This window comes from Celeribacter ethanolicus, from assembly GCF_001550095.1.
In the GTDB taxonomy this organism is placed as follows: Bacteria; Pseudomonadota; Alphaproteobacteria; order Rhodobacterales; family Rhodobacteraceae; genus Celeribacter; species Celeribacter ethanolicus.
Window position 1 is genome coordinate 83691 of the sequence record NZ_LRUC01000033.1, and the last position, 15737, is coordinate 99427.

Annotated in this window: 18 protein-coding genes; 8 read left to right on the top strand and 10 right to left on the bottom strand. The window is 55.9% G+C overall.

What is annotated here, in order from left to right:
• Position 1: 1 nt before the first annotated feature.
• From NH195_RS12635 to NH195_RS12650, 4 genes are read right to left on the bottom strand one after another with little or no spacing between them, the layout of a single operon-like run.
• Positions 2-2002, bottom strand: coding sequence for a heme lyase CcmF/NrfE family subunit (locus NH195_RS12635; protein WP_009573618.1), 2001 nt, complete (start codon positions 2000-2002; stop codon positions 2-4).
• A gap of 47 nt (positions 2003-2049) precedes the next feature.
• Entirely contained in the window at positions 2050-2370 is a 321-nt protein-coding gene (locus NH195_RS12640) for an SHOCT domain-containing protein (RefSeq protein ID WP_232616942.1), read from the bottom strand.
• 1 nt (position 2371) lies between these two features.
• Positions 2372-3757 (bottom strand): ATP-binding protein, encoded by a 1386-nt coding sequence (locus NH195_RS12645; protein ID WP_009573616.1) that lies wholly within the window; start codon positions 3755-3757, stop codon positions 2372-2374.
• Entirely contained in the window at positions 3754-4476 is a 723-nt protein-coding gene (locus NH195_RS12650; RefSeq protein WP_009573615.1) for a response regulator, read from the bottom strand. The genes NH195_RS12645 and NH195_RS12650 overlap by 4 nt, the downstream gene beginning before the upstream one ends.
• Here NH195_RS12650 and NH195_RS21695 point away from each other — a divergent pair.
• From NH195_RS21695 to NH195_RS12680, 6 genes are all read left to right on the top strand, one after another.
• Complete coding sequence (locus tag NH195_RS21695) at positions 4438-5268, top strand: EF-hand domain-containing protein (RefSeq protein ID WP_081423917.1); 831 nt, start codon at positions 4438-4440, stop codon at positions 5266-5268. The two genes, NH195_RS12650 and NH195_RS21695, sit on opposite strands and share 39 nt — an antisense overlap.
• A gap of 89 nt (positions 5269-5357) precedes the next feature.
• Positions 5358-5744, top strand: coding sequence for a DUF302 domain-containing protein (locus NH195_RS12660; RefSeq protein ID WP_009573613.1), 387 nt, complete (start codon positions 5358-5360; stop codon positions 5742-5744).
• A 21-nt stretch (positions 5745-5765) separates the two neighbouring features.
• Entirely contained in the window at positions 5766-6227 is a 462-nt protein-coding gene (locus NH195_RS12665) for a rhodanese-like domain-containing protein (protein WP_009573612.1), read from the top strand.
• A gap of 15 nt (positions 6228-6242) precedes the next feature.
• On the top strand, positions 6243-7691 hold the full coding sequence (locus tag NH195_RS12670; RefSeq protein ID WP_009573611.1) for a multicopper oxidase family protein: 1449 nt from the start codon (positions 6243-6245) through the stop codon (positions 7689-7691).
• Positions 7688-8380 carry a TVP38/TMEM64 family protein gene (locus NH195_RS12675; protein WP_009573610.1) on the top strand — a complete coding sequence of 231 codons (693 nt, stop codon included), beginning with the start codon at positions 7688-7690 and terminating at the stop codon, positions 8378-8380. The genes NH195_RS12670 and NH195_RS12675 overlap by 4 nt, the downstream gene beginning before the upstream one ends.
• Positions 8373-9695 carry an APC family permease gene (locus NH195_RS12680; RefSeq protein WP_009573609.1) on the top strand — a complete coding sequence of 441 codons (1323 nt, stop codon included), beginning with the start codon at positions 8373-8375 and terminating at the stop codon, positions 9693-9695. The genes NH195_RS12675 and NH195_RS12680 overlap by 8 nt, the downstream gene beginning before the upstream one ends.
• Positions 9696-9903: 208 nt before the next feature.
• Here the strand turns inward: NH195_RS12680 and NH195_RS12685 are convergent, their stop codons facing one another.
• Both NH195_RS12685 and NH195_RS12690 read right to left on the bottom strand, forming a co-directional pair.
• On the bottom strand, positions 9904-10224 hold the full coding sequence (locus tag NH195_RS12685; protein ID WP_009573608.1) for a type II toxin-antitoxin system RelE/ParE family toxin: 321 nt from the start codon (positions 10222-10224) through the stop codon (positions 9904-9906).
• Between the two features lie 5 nt (positions 10225-10229).
• A complete protein-coding gene (locus NH195_RS12690) occupies positions 10230-10472 on the bottom strand; it encodes a type II toxin-antitoxin system ParD family antitoxin (protein ID WP_018001728.1) in 243 nt (80 codons plus the stop codon).
• Positions 10473-10990: 518 nt separating this feature from the next.
• On the opposite strand from NH195_RS12690, the gene NH195_RS21845 reads away from it, so the two are divergent.
• Positions 10991-11587, top strand: a complete 597-nt coding sequence (locus tag NH195_RS21845; RefSeq protein WP_102017048.1) for a hypothetical protein — start codon at positions 10991-10993, stop codon at positions 11585-11587.
• A 237-nt stretch (positions 11588-11824) separates the two neighbouring features.
• Positions 11825-12667: a hypothetical protein gene (locus NH195_RS12700; protein WP_008336115.1), complete on the top strand. Its 843-nt coding sequence runs from the start codon at positions 11825-11827 to the stop codon at positions 12665-12667.
• Positions 12668-12933: 266 nt separating this feature from the next.
• On the opposite strand, the gene NH195_RS12705 is transcribed toward NH195_RS12700, so the two are convergent.
• The 4 genes from NH195_RS12705 to NH195_RS12720 form a co-directional block, all read right to left on the bottom strand.
• Positions 12934-13212 (bottom strand): SpoIIAA family protein, encoded by a 279-nt coding sequence (locus tag NH195_RS12705; protein ID WP_234988885.1) that lies wholly within the window; start codon positions 13210-13212, stop codon positions 12934-12936.
• A 55-nt stretch (positions 13213-13267) separates the two neighbouring features.
• Entirely contained in the window at positions 13268-14233 is a 966-nt protein-coding gene (locus NH195_RS12710) for a cation diffusion facilitator family transporter (protein WP_010138164.1), read from the bottom strand.
• A complete protein-coding gene (locus NH195_RS12715; protein WP_026155634.1) occupies positions 14223-14978 on the bottom strand; it encodes a transglutaminase-like domain-containing protein in 756 nt (251 codons plus the stop codon). The genes NH195_RS12710 and NH195_RS12715 overlap by 11 nt, the downstream gene beginning before the upstream one ends.
• A 95-nt stretch (positions 14979-15073) precedes the next feature.
• A complete protein-coding gene (locus tag NH195_RS12720) occupies positions 15074-15652 on the bottom strand; it encodes a cation efflux transmembrane domain-containing protein (RefSeq protein ID WP_009573601.1) in 579 nt (192 codons plus the stop codon).
• Positions 15653-15737: the final 85 nt, after the last annotated feature.

Consider the following 15737-nt stretch of genomic DNA (forward strand, 5'->3'; position numbering starts at 1 on the left):
CTCACTCCGCTGCGACCGGTTTCGTGGATCGTGCCTTGGAGCTTTGGGGTGCCCCGACCCGGAAGCGGCGATCGGACAAGGACAGACTGCCGCCTATGACAAGCATGGCCGCACCCAACCAAAGCAAGCCGACGAATGGCTCATAGAGAATACGCAGAGTCCAGGCACCGCTCTCTTCGGCTTTGTCCAGAGAGGGTTCCGTGATCGAAGCGTATAGGTCTCCCGCCAGGGTTGACCGTATCGCCGATTCTGTTGTCGTACTTTGTGCGACCGGATAGCTGCGCCGTTCAGGTTTGAGAGCCGTCACGAAAGAGCCGCCCCTTTCGACGCGCAGGGTTCCCTGATCCGCAATATAGTTCGGGCCACGAACGCGCTGCACACCTTCAAATGTGACATCAAATCCCGCAATGTTGACACTCGTGCCGGGCTCTACAAATGCGATCTCTTCAGATTTCCAAACCGAAGAGCCAATCATGCCGATCATCAAGACCGCAACTCCCGCATGAGCGAGCGTCATTCCATGCGCCGCGCGGGGCAAATTGCGGGCACGCCGGATGCTTTCCTGGAGCGGAACCTCGAACAAACGAACCCGCAGCGCCCATTCACGTAAGGAAGCAAAAAACAACCAAAGCGCGATGAGGATCGAAAGATATGCCAACACGGGCCCGCCTTTGGCGAAATACCAAATTGCGAGCGTTGCCAGCACCGCCAGCACCACCACGAAGCGGACACGTTGAAGCACTCCGACGAGATCGGCTCGTTTCCAGGACAAAAACGGCCCCAGACCCATGACAAAAACCAAGGGGAGCATCATTGGTACGAACGCGCCATTGAAGAACGGCGGACCGACGGAAATCTTGTCACCAGAAACGGCTTCGAGAAACAGCGGATAAAGCGTACCGAACAGAACCGTGCCAGTCGCTGTAGCCAGGATCAGGTTGTTTAGCAACAACCCTGCCTCTCGACTAATCGGCTTAAACAACCCGCCACCTTCCATCATTGGCGCCCGCCACGCATAGAGTGCAAGTGAGCCACCAATTGAAATCGCAAGCAGGCCAAGAATGTATAGGCCTCGCTCCGGATCCACGGCAAAAGCATGCACAGAGGTCAGCAAGCCAGACCGAACCACAAATGTGCCGAGGAGTGACAGCGAAAACGTCAAGATCGCGAGTAGGATTGTCCAGCTTTTGAACGCGTCACGCTTTTCAGTGACAATCGCCGAATGGAGAAGTGCTGTCCCGAGAAGCCAGGGCATAAAACTGACATTTTCAACCGGGTCCCAGAACCACCATCCACCCCAACCCAGTTCGTAATATGCCCACCACGATCCCAGAGCTATCCCCGCAGTCAGGCTGATCCACGCGGCCAGTGTCCAGGGTCGAACCCATCTTGCCCAGGCTGTGTCGATCCGTCCCTCGATCAAGGCTGCGGCTGCAAACGAAAAGACGATCGAGAAACCGACATATCCAAAATACAGCAGAGGCGGGTGCATCGCGAGGCCGATATCCTGGAGCAGAGGATTGAGGTCAGCGCCATCAAGCGGCGGAGGAAAGACGCGCTCGAACGGATTGGATGTGAAGAGAAGGAAGGACAGGAACCCGACGCTGATCCATGCCTGCATTGCCAAAGTTCGCGCTCGAAGTGTTTCCGGTAGGTTTGAGCCGAAAGCAGCAACCGCAGCACCGAAGATGGTCAGAATGAAGACCCAGAGAAGCAACGATCCTTCATGACTTCCCCAAGTCGCCGCGACTTTGAAGATCATTGGTTTCAGCGAATGCGAATTGTTCGCAACGTTCAAAACAGTGAAATCAGAGACAACAAAAGCGCGCATCAAGGCTGCAAAGGCAAGTCCGACGAAGACGACCTGCCCAAAAGCAGTCGACCGGGCCGAACGCATCCAGAGAAGATTGCCCCGGGCCGCGCCGAAAAGAGGAATAGTCGATTGGACGAGGGCCAACGCCAATGCGAGGGCCAGCACAAAATGGCCGAGTTCCGGGGTCATAGGAGCCTCACGATCTTTAGCAGTGGGGTCGACTGGTGATCACTTTCTCAGTCGTCTAGAGCGGCTTTGCGCTTGCGATACTCTTCTTCATCAATCTCACCGCGCGCGAAGCGATCCCTGAGAATGTCATGCGCGCTCGACCCGGAGGCACGGCCCTTTTCGCTGAACCAGCGAACGGCGAAGAATATCAGCGCAATAATCACGCCCCAGAACACGATCATCATCAGCCCTCCCAGCATTCCAAATCCACCGCCCCACATGTGGCCGTAATAATCTCCGCCGGGGTCCGCCATGGCGGTCGTCGCGAACAGTGTGAATGCTGCGGTTGTGTTGGTAAGTCTAAGCATGTCGGTTTCCTTTTCTGTCATTTCATGTTTCAGCAACTGGCAATCGAATTGTCGCGATAAGCCCCCCGTCCGGGTGGTTCGCCAGACTGATCTCCCCACCCTGCGCACGAAGAATGGACCTTGCGATCGACAGGCCCAGCCCATGCCCGCCGGTTTCCAGAGATCGGCTTTCTTCAAGCCTGAAGAATGGGTCAAATATGCGTTCCAATTCTGCGGTTGGAATCCCCGGCCCTCTGTCAGTGACGGAAATTTCTATTTCCCCCTCGGCTGATATCCAGCCCAGGGTTGCGGACCCGCCGTAGCGCACCGCGTTCTCGATCACGTTTCGCAATGCGCGTCGAATGGCATTGGGGCGCAATCGAACCGTGACTTCGGGGCCGTCAGAGAGCACAAACGGTACGACCATATCCCCCCGCAGAGCTTCTAGGAACGATTGCAGGTCAACATCCTGCATTGGTTCGTTCCCTGAGAGACCTTTCGCGAAGGTAAGGGTTGCTTCCACCATCGACTGCATTTCTTCGACGGTTGCGACGAGACTCTCTCGGGTTTCGTCTTCCTCTACCATTTCTGAATGTACTCTCATTGCGGTGAGCGGAGATCGAAGATCATGTCCAAGGGCCGCCAGAACCCTCGTTCTGTCGGCAACGAACCGTGTCAGCCTGTCCTGCATACGGTTGAAACCAGCGGTCAGCTCCCGAACCTCCTGGGGTCCCCGTTCTGGCAACGCGTCTATGTCTTCTCCACGCCCCAATCGTTCCGACGCCCAGGCCAATCGCCGCAGAGGGCCCAGCAGTCCGGTCATGACAAACCAGCTCACTGCGACCAACAGGGCCATTGCCGTCAGACCAAATGTCAGCATGGAATAAAGCGGCCACTGGATCGGCGGACGCTCAAAGCGCGTACTTACGTTCAACCACTGGCCGCCGGCGATCGAAATTGAAAGGTTCATCTCGATTGCGGACAGTTCACCTCGCATCATGGCCAAGTGCATCTCGGTCATTTCGTGCGAAAGGTTCGGTAGCGGCAGGATCGCGCCTTGGATCTGGTGAAGCTCCACACGAATGTCGCGACTGTAGCTGTCGTTCAGGAGTGCGCGGACGCGGGTTTCAACCAACCCGCCATCCGAATGGTCGCTATGTTGCACAAGCGGCTTCGTCCCGAGGTCAAAGCGAACAAGGGGCGAGTTCGCCGCGCGGATAATTGATGGGCGCAGGTCAGCGGGTGCCTCTTCAATCAAGCGCGCAACATTTGCCGCTCGTCCAGCTGCCTCAAACCCAAGAGCAGCCCGTATGGCGAGGCTTCGTTCATCGGCGAAGAGCCACAGGCTGACAAACTGTGCGATCCCCAACGCGATAATGATGAGAAGAACGAGTTGGACCCGGAGAGATCGTAGGAGCCGCCAGATCATTCGGACACCTCGACGTCGACCGACAGGCAGTAGCCGCCGCTTCTGATCGTCTTGATAATACGTGGACGGAGAATGTCGGGCTCGAGCTTTCGCCGAAGGCGCGAAATCTGGTTGTCAATTTTCCTGTCCAACGGACCAGCGGAAATGCCCTGAGAAAGATCTAGCAACTGATCGCGGCTCAACACCATCCGAGGGCGCTCCAGAAGGACCGTCAGCAGTTTGAATTCTGCGACCGTAAGAGCGGTCTCTTGTCCCGCGTCGTCGAGAAGCACCTGCCGGTCTACATCCAAGGTAAGGTGTGCAAAGCGGACTTTGCGGCCGCTCAGAGATCCGGTGAAGGCCTCTTTGTGCTCGCTTCTTCGCAGGACGGCTTTGATCCTCGCAAGGAGTTCGCGTGGATTAAACGGCTTGGGAAGATAATCGTCCGCACCGATCTCCAAACCGACAATACGGTCCGCATCTTCACCGAGCGCGGTTAACATGATGATCGGCAGTCGCCCTTCGCTTGACAGACGTTGGCAAACGGAAAGGCCATCCTCGCCAGGCATCATGATATCCAGGACCAGTAGGTCGAAGCTTCCGACAGCCAGCTTCGCGTCCATCTCCGCCGCATCCTTGGCAGCGGTTGCTCGCATGCCATTCTTTTCCAGATAGCGGGTTACACTTTTCCGGATCTGTTCATGGTCATCCACGACGAGAATATGTGGCGCGTGTTGCATGGGGCCCTTCTAAAGCATTGGAAATCAGACGGTCAGGTTCCTTTTTGTCGCCAATTGTATCAGCCCCTGTCCATTGCGACAGACGGATACAAATCCACGGGTGTACGTCCTTACATTCAAATGTTTGATGCCAAGTTGTATGAGGTCAAAAGAAGGAAAGGCTTCAAAATGTCCTACTCAACAAAAGTTTCTACCGGTCTTCTGGTTGCCGTTCTCACAGCAGGTGCTGCGCTCGCCGATGACAGCCATCACCAAGCTGCGGGCGGTGAAAGCGTCTCTCCCAATGTACTTGCTCAACCGATGGCAGGGACGGGCGGGCCCGGAATGATGATGGGTGGCGGCATGATGGATCCCAGTCAGATGGCCGAGCATCTTCAGATGATGCACGGCATGATGCGCATGATGATGCAAATGCATTCGGGCATGATGAGCGGAAACGGCAGCATGATGGGACCAAGCACAACCGGTCAAGGTATGTTCCCGATGATGGGGGGCAACATGATGTCAATGTTCGATATGGATGGAAACGGCGCGGTGTCTCCCGAAGAGGCGCATGAGGGCCTTCAGTCGATGCTGTCGGACTATGACGCCGACGGTAATGGCACGCTCTCGATTGACGAATTCGCGTCGCTTCACGCCAAGGCGATGCGCGAGACCATGGTCGATCGTTTCCAGATGCTTGATGCTGATGGCGACGGCCAGATTTCTCAAGGCGAAATGGTCGCCCCTGCCGACAACATGGCACAGGGTATGGCCGCAAATCCCGGAATGATGACGGACGAAGACAACTGAACCCCGTCGTTCAGAAATTCCCCATTCAGGTAAGCCCGTCAACGGTTCGGTGCTTTGGGTTTGCCTGAACAAGATCGAGAGGGCTCAAAATGAGTTATACCTACAACAGACATCTGCCCAATACGGCGATTGATGATGCGGAGATGCGCCTGCGCGAAGCCCTGAAAGAAAAGGGATTTGGTGTACTGACCGAAATCGACGTACAGGCAACAATGAAGAAAAAGATTGACCGCGACATGGATGGATACCGCATTCTGGGTGCGTGCAACCCTCATATGGCATGGGAGGCCATTGGGCTGGAGCCCCGTATAGGATCGATGCTGCCTTGCAATGTGATCTTGCGGACGGTCGAAAACGGCACTGAAATCAGCGCTGTTGATCCAGTGGCTTCGATGGCCGCTGTCGAGAATGAGAAGCTGCACGAAGTCGCCGCGCAGGTGCGCGATATGCTGCGATCTGCGGTTGATAATGCATAAACTAAACTGAGGAGGCAGACCATGCTGAGCCGCCGTCAAACTTTTGGCCTGTTCGCATCGAGCACCTTGCTTGCCTATTCGCCAGCTTGGGCTGACAACCATGACGTATGGGCGCTCGATACTCTCCATGATGCGCTGAAAAGCGATTTGGCAAGGCTTGTGGACATCCGCAGACCCGAGGAATGGCAAGATACCGGCGTCGCGGAGGGGGCGTGGCCAATCGACATGACCCATCCGCGGTTCGGGGAGCGCCTCTTCGACGCCCGCGATCTTGCTGCGGGACGCCCGGTCGCCCTGATTTGTCGGACCGGCCATCGCTCAGGTCTCGTAATGAGCAAGTTGCGTGAAGCGAAAGCTGCCGGCTTTGTTGACGCCGTAGGCGGGATGCTTGGCGCCCCGGGGAGATCCGGCTGGATCGAGCAAGGTCTGCCGACAGTAACAAGAGAAGCCGCACTGGCCGCCCTCCCAAGTGAGCTAGCGTGAGACACAAGCTATACCATGACAAATCGTAGAGCCTTCATCGCCGGCTTGGCTGGCCTGCCGTTCGCCACAGGTCCGCTGGCGGCCATCGCACAGGGGAGTGTCAGGGCGTTGGCTATGCCACCATTGCTCGACGCAACCCGCGATCGGCATTTCCGTCTGACTGCCCAAAAGGGCAAGACCGATTTTACAGGACTGGGCGGCGGTGAGACCTGGGGGTTCAACCAATCCTTTTTGGGGCCTACGCTACGTCTTCCCGCAGGAGCTTCGACGCAAGCACAGATCGACAATACGCTGTCAGAGAAAATCTCGGTGCACTGGCACGGTATGCTGATACCCGGCGAAGTTGACGGCGGCCCACACCAGACCATTGAACCGGGCACGACTTGGTTTCCCGAACTGGATCTGACACAACCACCCGCTACTCTTTGGTACCACTCGCACGTTCATGGTGACACCGGACGACAAGTTCAAAGGGGATTGGCCGGTGTGATCCACGTTGATGACGGTCGGGACGATGCTCGGGGTCTCCCGATCTCATACGGCGTCGATGATTTGACCTTGGTTCTGCAAGACCGCCGGTTCGACCGGCAGGGCCGCATCGATTATGGCCTGTCTATGCCAGATCAGATGATGGGTTTCATGGGCAATGTCATTCTTGTTAACGGTCAGCTAGGCACCCAGGCTGTCGTCCCTCGCGGTATTGTCCGTTTGCGCTTGCTCAACGGCTCGAACGCGAGGATTTATCCCCTATCGTTTTCTGACCGTCGCGAGATGCACCTCATCGCGACGGACAGTGGCTATCTCAATCAACCTGTCGCCATTGAGTCCCTCGTGATCGCTCCCGGCGAACGATACGAAGTCCTCGTCGATTTTTCGGGAGGAGAGGCTGGCACGCTGGTATCCTCTGCAAATCCCAATCAGATGATGGGTGGGATGATGGGCGGCGCGAGCACTGCTGGGGGGAGCTTCGTAGTTGTACCCTTTGGTGTGGATGCGAGACTTCCTGCCCGCATTCTGGAAATACCCGCCGACTTGGGCGGCGTCCTGCCTGACGGTGAGGCCCGATCAGTCAATACACGTCAGATCACACTCGATATGCCAATGGGGATGGGCATGATGATGCGTAGGTCGAATGATCGGTTTGCGATCAATGGGCAGTCCTTCGACATGGGGAGGATAGACTTGTCTCTTTCGAAGGGGGCGACCGAGATTTGGCAAGTCTCCTCAAACATGATGATGCACCCGTTTCATGTTCATGGCGTGAGGTTTCAGGTGCTCGCCGAAAACGGAAAGAAACCAAGCATACAAAATTCTGGCTGGAAGGATACCGTGCTCGTAAATGGCCGAGTCGATATCCTGGTCAGCTTTGAGCAGACGGCAGATCGCGCCAATCCCTTCATGTATCACTGTCACATCCTTGAACACGAAGATGGAGGAATGATGGCGCAGTTCACGGTCACATGATCGTGCAAGCATGGGGATATGGTCGCCTGATTGGTTGTTTGGCGATAGCAACAGTTCTGTCTCTTGCAGCTTTCGGTTTTTTTTCGGGCACGGTTTCTCTGAGCAATCTTGGGGTCGCCTTTTCACAGGCTGAAGTGCAGCGCCATATTGAAAATGCCGGAGCCGTTGGCCCCCTCGCGGTTATTGCACTCATGGCCCTCGCGATTGTCGCAAGCCCCATACCGAGCGCACCAATCGCACTTGCCGCCGGGGCTGCATTTGGTCACTATCTCGGAGCCGCCTACGTAGCCATAGGCTCGGAGCTCGGTGCTACAATCGCATTTGTCTTCGCGCGAAAACTCGGTCGAAGCACAGTTCGGCGTTTTTTGGGTAAGTATTCAGAGTTCGGGCTGTTGGGGTCGCAAAAGGCTCTGATGTTATCAGTGTTTGCGTCCCGCCTGCTTCCATTCGTTTCTTTCGATGCAATCAGCTATGTTGCGGGCTTGAGCCAACTTCATCTATGGCGCTTCATGCTGGCAACTTTTGCCGGGATTTTGCCGGCGAGTTTTGTTCTTGCCCATTTTGGAGCTGTGGCCATGTCAGGGGATTGGGGAACGGCTGAATGGATCACGATAGGACTTGGGGTTGTGACAGCACTGCCTTTTGTCTTTTTGACCCTCAAAAATAGAAAGCAGATCGACGATGAATAGCGACTATAAAGCGGGCAGCATTTCTCTTTGGGATGCCGTCGCCATGGGGACTGGTGTCATGATTGGCGCCGGAATTCTGGCACTCACAGGCCAAATTGCGGAACTGGCCGGCCCTACCTTTCCACTTGTGTTCATCGTTGGAGCCATCGTTACAGCCTTCAGCGCTTACACTTACATAAGAATGTCCAATGCCTACCCGTCAGCTGGCGGAATTGGAATGATCCTGCAAAAGGCCTATGGACCAACCGCCGTAGCCGCTGCAGCGGCTTTGCTTATGGCTCTGTCAATGGTCATTAACGAAAGCCTAGTCGCACGGACCTTCGCAAACTATTTGCTCCGTGGACTGGGCATTGCACCAGATGGCTTACTGGTTCCGGCAATAGGCGTTGCTCTCATTATCGCAGCCTATGTCGTCAACATCTCGGGCAACCGCTCTGTAGGCTGGATTTCCCAGTTGCTCGCGGTACTGAAGGTTGGCGGTATCACTCTGTTTGGGATCTCTGCGCTTTGGGCCGGCGGGTTTACTTTTGGCACAACAGGAGATGGAACAGCTTCACAGGGTCTCAGCGGATTTGTTGGTGCCACAGCGTTGGCAATTCTGGCATTCAAAGGGTTCACGACAATCACCAACAGCGGCGCCGAGATAGTGGACCCACACCGCAACATCGGACGCGCGATCATCATTTCATTGGCGGTCTGCGTAGTGGTGTATCTCTTGGTAGCATTTGCGGTGGGAAGCAGCTTGCCGCTTGGCAAGATCGTCGAAGCAAAAGACTATGCGCTCGCGGAAGCGGCAGCACCGTCCCTTGGGGAAACGGGCTTCTATCTGACCGTCGCGCTCGCTTTGATCGCAACTGCATCAGGCGTGATTGCCAGCATCTTTGCGGTATCTCGTATGTTGGCAATGCTGACAGAGATGAAATTGATCCCGCACAGTCATTTTGGGATGTCAGGCGGAGTCCGCGACCATACACTGATCTACACAGTAGTGATTGCGAGCCTGCTGACCATTCTCTTCGACGTTAGCCGAATAGCGTCGATGGGGGCCTTCTTTTACCTTGTAATGGATATGGTTATTCACTGGGGAGTGTACCGAAACCTTAGGGCCGAGCTTTCTGCGCATGGATGGATCATGTTGACTGCAATCGGTCTCGACGCGATCGTGCTTGCCGTATTCGCTTCACTAAAGTGGCAGAGCGATCCAATGATTGTAGTGGTCGCATTCGCGATCATGGCTTGTGTATTGATCTTTGAGCATTGGTTTCTTCAGCGCACAAAAACCGAGCCACATCAACATGATCACAATGGGCATTGAGTGCTCGCGTGATGACCAGGTATCGAAGCAGTAATTCTTAGCGCTTCCAACATTCAAATTGGTCGGGTTTGAGCGATTTTGAGACCCACTTTGCCGATGTGTAGGACTACTTTCGTTGCCTCGATGGCGGGCGCCAACGCGCGTTTCACGAGGTCAGTGAAGACTATGGAAGACTGGTCGAGCCATTGAAATGAGGAAACGCAAGGGCTTAACCGCCGTCGAGATCCTCGTAGTAGACGAGCGCGGGCATGTTGCGGCGCTGATGCACGATGCGCAGGATGACTGCCGCCCCATCCGCCGCATCTAGCCGCTTGTAGAAGATCACGTGACGTTGGCAGTTGACGGACCGCAACCCCGGAACGAAGAGACTCCTGTCCCGACCCCGGTCGGGATCCCCGGTGATCTGCTCGAAGGCGTTGACCAACTGGCGGTAATAGACGAGCCATTGGTCCCTACCCCAAGTTTCGACGGTGTAGGCACGGATCTCTTCAAGGTCGGCCCTGGCCCGACCGGAAAGTCGAATAATCATATGGGTCAGCGATCAAATGCATCCGGTTCGAAGGCATGAGCATCGAACTCGGCGAAATCCCCATTTTCGGCCAGGGTGGCTGCCATCTCGAGGTCGGCCTTTAGGGCGTAGAACTGCCGCGCGCCGTCCTTCTCCATCAGCATCCTCACGCCGGCGCGCACGACTTCGCTCAGATTGGCGTAAGCGCCGGACTCGATCTGCGCCTGCACATATTTCTGCATCGGTTCGGTCAGGTGGACGTTTGGCATCAGACTCTCCTATCCATGCTCAATCGTATCAGATACTGACATAAATCTTCAAGGTCATGTTCGGTCCCAACATAGGCTCGTTGCTCCACCCCGTCCTTCTGCGCCCGGATTCCCGCCGGGGAACCAGGCGAGACAGTTTTCCGTTCTGCCATTCCCGAGACCATGAGCGCTGCGACTCGCCGTGTGACGGGCTCATGCGGCCTGTTCTTCCATGACCGCTTTCGTGGCCGCATTGAAATGCCATATTTGTATTTGGTTACAGATATTTGAGTGAAAGTTAACATGAAAGAGGTCCGCAATTTTGGCCACTTTCAAGACGCCGAAGCAGCCAGAACCGACGTCAGTTCTTGGAAGCCATCAAGCTAGACAAGCGAACAATCGCACGCAACCATCAATCAAATCTCCTTGCTATCATTAATGTTGTTTCGTATCGCTGCACCATTATAGATGGAGTCGGCATCATGAAGCACGTGATCCACGGCGTGGCAACAGCCACGGCAATAAGCATATCCGGACTAATGGCCTCGTCAGCTCCGGCTCAGGCCTATCAGGTGGATTGTGCGATCCTCCTCTGCCTTGCGGGCGGTTGGCCTGCCTCTGCGCCCTGCGCGCATGCCAGAGCGGTCTTCATTCGGCGGATCACGCCATGGCCGATCGAGCCGCCCTTACAAATCTGGCGGTGCCCAATGGGTGTGTCGTTCAAAGACCCCAGTCCAATGTCGCCTATGGAACGCCTTTATGACATCACGTTCCGCGATCCGCCCGAACCGCAGGAATCGACTCCTATGCCCCTTGTCCGCGTCCAAGCGGATGAACAAGCCGACATCGACATCTCGGGCGACGCCTTTGATTTCGTGCGCAGCATACGGGTCTATCACATCCAGTATCGCCAGCACGAAAACCGAGATGGCGACTGCAATCGCAGCGACTCGACGCGATTGGGGTCCTACGGCGTGCAGGGCGACTACCGATGGACAAGATCCACCGTGGGCCAGGTGCCAGCCGCATCTGGCCTGAGCATCCCGAATGGATGTGGCAGCTACTTTTACCGTTCCGTCTTCGTCGACTGGCGTGATCACGCCGGGAACTATGGTTCTGAAGAAGTTCGCTACTGACAAAATCTGCGCGCGGTTTTTACCGCGCGCGTCCTGACAACCCCGCACGGAAGGCTGTGCAAAACCCCCGAAAAGGAGACGACGCCAGACCGTGAAGCCTGACGCCGTGCTAGAAAACTCCGTGAACAAGAGTTTCCTAGCGCACCGCTAAAACACCTGCAACCAGCAAAGTTGTTTTGCTGGCAAGAATGTTGTTGTCTCACGACATGGCGTCGGATCTCCAAGGAGACCTCGACCATGGAACCTACGACCGGCCTGATCCTGCGACGGATCACGCAGACAAATCTCTCTGTTGCAGCGCACAAGCTTGCCACCCTCATCCTCGATGCCATCGCCTGGAAGGATGGCTACAACGGTTTGTCGCGCGGAACGGCAGCCTTCACCCTCTCGGCCCTGGCGGAGAAGATGGGTGTCTCACGGCAGTATCTTGCGGTTCTTCTGAGCGAACTTGAGGCTTCGGAGTTGCAGCTCGAGCGGGCGAAGCCGAATGGCAAGTTCGCGCCCTGGATCTTTCGGTTTTCCGCTTTCGACGAGGAGAGTGAAACCCATGATCTCGTGTCAGGTGAAGGCGACACATCACTATCTAGAGATAATAAAAACAAAACTATCTTCTCAGGGCTGATCGATATCACCACGAGTTCGAACGTTTTTCAGACAAGTTGGGCGGAGCTCATCAAAGCAGCGAAGGCCACGTTGCCCTGCTGGAACATCGACACCCAGGTCATCTGGGATCGCTTCCTTGCCTTCAACCGGTCCCGAGGCAACGGCAGGGTGCCGGCCGGCTTCCTGCTTGGCTTCATGCGCCGATGGCGAAATTCGTGGGGAACTCCAACTCGTCCCGCGGTCAAGCCGCCCGCGAGACCAATAACGGATCCCAAAGAGCGCGAATTGCTGAGACAGATGCAAGCCGCACCAACTGCGAACCGCCAGTTCCACGCGTCCGACTTGTGTCGCTTGATCGGACACGCTGCCTACGAAGCGCGGGTACTCGATGTGATCCGCAAGTTTGGGTGCCAGAGGTTTTCAGCAACCTTGGCGGTGCACGGACGAGCGGTGCTGGAAGGGGAGATATCCCGGTAGCTTCGCTTGCTCGGACTTGGAGTCCATGAAAGCCCCGCTACAGATGTCAAGTTCCGATAGTGAAGTTTATGTTAAATTTCGAAGAATTCAGCGCGTAGGGACTTATTATGCAGCCTAAAGTCGACATCAAACTGCATCGGATTGTTTCATCCGAGCAGACAAATGTTGCTGACTACATTTAGATCGTTCCGTTCCTCCATTAATCGTGAAGCATCTGATGTGATGTCAATTTCCAGGCCAGAGTCCTTTTCTTGCAGAATCGCTGGCTACCCGTCACGCGCCCACGCAATTGCGGACTCGGTATCGCTGGATTCGAACCACTGCATCTCGGAGCCCGTCAATAGGTTGACCACCCGTGCGCCCCATTCCATCCATCTGCGTTCTCCGACAACCGCTATGCGACCGAAATCGTTCGCGTGGGCGGTGTCGACCTTCAGATCTTCTAGCATCGCCGAAGGCTCTTCGTAGCCCTCGAAACTTGTAAGGTCGAGAACCAGACCCGGATTATCGGTTGTTCCAAGACGCTCATGAAGCAGCGCGTGCATTTACTTGAATTCTGTCTCCGTCAACTTGCCTTCGCAGACGAGCCCGATGACATCATCACGCTCGGTCAGCGTTTCCTTGAACATTGGTCTTCTCCTTTTCACTTGCGTTGCCGTGACCGTAGAGATCGGCGTTCTGATGAGCGCGATCCTCGTGCTCGAATTCGAGGCTGGAATGGCTGATGCCGAATTCTTCCTTCAGCCGCTCCTTGATCGCGCTCTTGATCTCTTCGATCTTCGACCATCCCTCGGCTGCCACGACGACATGACAGTCGAGCGCAGCCTCGTGCTCTTGCATTTGCCAGAGATGGACGTGGTGGACGTCGGCGACGCCTTCGACTTTCCGCATCGCTTCGACGACGGCCTCGTTGTCGATGTCCGGCGGGCTCCCGAGCATCAGGGTTCGGATTGGGCCGCCTATTTCAGTGAAAGACAGATACAGGATGTAGGTCGCGATGCCGATGGTGATGGCAGGATCGACCCAACGCATGTCGTAAAGGATGATCAGCGACCCAGCGACGATAACCGCGACCGAAGCAAGCGCATCCGAAAGGTTGTGGAGAAAAAGCGCACGGATGTTCACGCTCCCCTTCTGCATCGAATAGGTCAGCATTGCGGTCAGCGTGTCGACCACAAGCGCGATTCCACCGAGAATGACGACGGTCCACCCCATGACTTCGGGTGGATCAATCATGCGCATGCCACCTTCGTAGATCAGATAGAAGCCGATCACGATGAGGGTGGTGTAGTTGATCAGGGCCGCGACGATTTCGACCCGGCCATAGCCGAAGGTCATGCGCTCATCGGCCGGGCGGCGCGCGATCTTGCGTGCGGCAAAGGCAATGACAAGCGAGGCCATATCGGAAAAGTTGTGCAGCGCATCGGCGATCAGTGCCAGGCTGCCCGACAATATGCCCCCGACGATTTGCGCAACGGTAAGAAGCCCGTTCGCCCAGATCGCGATGGCAACCCGCCGATCGCCAGAATCCGGATCGATATGCGCGTGCCCGTGGTCATGTGGCATTGGCAGGCTCCTCATGCGCGTGTGTCGCGCGTCGGTCAGTCTTGAGGCGGTCGCTGCGGAAACCACGAACGCGCGCATTCATCCAGTGGCGTATGATATGACGGTAAAGGGCACCACGCAGCCATCCAAAGGATTGCTCATGGGAAAAATAGAAGGCGTCCGGCGTATCAAACACGCCGAAATCCTGCACGATGCCGGTTTTCTGAATGTAGGTATCTTCTCCGTTCCAGGCGACGGGAGGCGCGCCAAGGCAATCCGTGCCCGCGCCATAACCGCAGAGACTTTCTGTGTCCGAGAATGACGTTTGCAGGACATCGAGGAAAGCGTCATCCAGGATGAAGCCTTCAAGGTTGATCCAGGCACCTTGAAATTCGATCTCGACCCATGAGTGGAGAATTTCCTGCGGAGCAAGCGGATACACCAGCTCAGGGACAACACCGCGCTGCAAGCCTTTGTGGATCGTAAACCCATGCAACCGGCAACGAATGCCGACACCACGCAGCAGCGCCATCAAGAGCGTGCTTTTGGTATTGCACTGCCCATAGCCGTCGGAAAGCACTTCGGATGCGGGGATGTCGTCAGCTCGATTGTATCCGAACGCGATTTCATTCCGAACGAAATCATAGGCAGCTCCGATCCGATCGTATTCGGATAAGCCGCGCCAGCTGCGGTTCTCAATTAGACGCGCAAGAGGCGCGGCATCAAAATCCAGTAGTTTGGTGGGTACAAGTAGGGGGTCGATCATCTGCAACGGGTCGCTCCTCGAATCGTCTTGGAACAAGACTAATTGCTATAGTCACTATAGCTTCAATCCTTTCTTTCAGAAAGAATCTCCCGCAACTATTTGTCCGTGTGAACCGCTTTGTGGTGTTCGCCGTGTGCGTCGCGCAGGATGTCGATACCGCCCCAGGCCGCGATCCCGGCGACGATCACACCGACGACAAGGTCCGGCCAGTTGGTTCCTAGCCAAGCGACGAGGCCACCGGCCACGACGATCCCGAGGTTCGCGGCGAAATCGTTGTAACTGAAGGTGTTGGCCGCGCGGATATTGACGTTTGGATTTTTGAGCTTAGCGAGCAGCCAAACGCAGACTGCGTTGATAGCCGCCGCGATCAGGGCCATTGCAATCATGATCGTCCCGAGCGGATCTGACCCACCGATGTAGCGGCGCCACGCATCGTAGAGGATGCCTGCAGCGAACAGGATCAGCAGCCCGCCGGAAACGTTCGCCGCCCCGCGTTTCCATTTGGCGGATCGGGACAAAGCGAAAAGGCTGATCGCGTAGACGAAGCTGTCGGAGAGGTTATCGAGCCCGTTGGCGATCAGGGCACTTGAGTCGCCGAAGGCGCCTGTTGCGAAAAAAGCCACGGCCAAACCGATATTGAGCGCCAGAACGATCCAAAGCGTCCGTCTCTCCATTGAATCTTGTCTAGCGGCCATTTTGTGGTTCCAGCTTGTGTTGTACGACACATTAACTTCTGCGGCAGATCTGCGTTCCAGCCGG